This window comes from Thioclava sp. UBA3469, from assembly GCF_002378135.1.
Taxonomy (GTDB): Bacteria; Pseudomonadota; Alphaproteobacteria; order Rhodobacterales; family Rhodobacteraceae; genus Thioclava; species Thioclava sediminum.
The window spans coordinates 1-849 of record NZ_DFRG01000043.1 but is presented as its reverse complement, the minus strand read 5'-3'; the positions used below and the strand labels follow the sequence as shown (position 1 = coordinate 849).

The window sequence follows — 849 nt, the reverse complement described above, 5'->3', positions numbered from 1 at the left end:
CGAGGTGCCGATGAAGGTGTGGATGCGCGGCGATTTCGCGTGCTGCACGGCTTCCCAGCAGCGGTCGATATCGGGCAGCTTGGCGCGGGCCAGCCCGCAAATGGTCGAGAACTTGGCGCGTTTCGCTATATCGCTGACGGCTTCGAAATCGCCTTCCGAGGCGATGGGGAAGCCAGCCTCGATGATGTCGACGCCCATTTCGTCGAGCAGATCGGCGATCTCGAGCTTCTCGTCATGGGTCATCGTCGCGCCCGGCGATTGCTCGCCATCACGCAGGGTCGTGTCGAAAATCAGAACGCGGTTTTTGTCGATCATGGTCTGGGCCATCTGCTAGTCTCTTTCGTCTTGGCTCTTAGCGTTACTTGGTCCCGAAGGCCAGCATTGCGCGGTGGCTTTCGGAAGTTGTCCGGGCGCTGGTTACCCCTGAGCGTTCGCGCCCGAAGGCACGCTCAGAGGCTGCTAAGAAGAAGGAGACCACGGGGCATCGCGCCTTGGGCGAGAGCCCCGGCTGCGGTGAGTTGAATATGCTTAACCCGTGTCATGGGGGGCACTATAGGCGCCAAGCGATAAATGAAAAGCAAAAAAGGAACCGCTCGCGGCGGGGGCGCGTAGCCTTTGGGCGCATATGACGGAGGACAAGGTGGCGGGTCAGGCAATCGTGATCGGAGATACGGGCGGGATCGGTTCGGCGATCCGGGTCGAGCTGGAAGCGCGCGGCTACGCGGTGACGGGGTTGTCGCGGTCGCGCGATGGATTCGATGTGACGGATGAGCGTTCGGTCGAGGCGGGTTTGCGCGAGATCGAGGGGCCGGTCAATCTGATCTTCGTGGCCTCGGGCGCACTTGGCAC

Annotated in this window: 2 pseudogenes; one reads left to right on the top strand and one right to left on the bottom strand. The window is 62.1% G+C overall.

The features are described from left to right. A pseudogene (locus B3D39_RS03200) lies at window positions 1-327 on the bottom strand (2-isopropylmalate synthase); the annotation flags it as partial. A gap of 313 nt (window positions 328-640) precedes the next feature. On the opposite strand from B3D39_RS03200, the pseudogene B3D39_RS03195 reads away from it, so the two are divergent. Continuing rightward, window positions 641-849: pseudogene (locus B3D39_RS03195) on the top strand (NAD-dependent epimerase/dehydratase family protein); the annotation flags it as partial.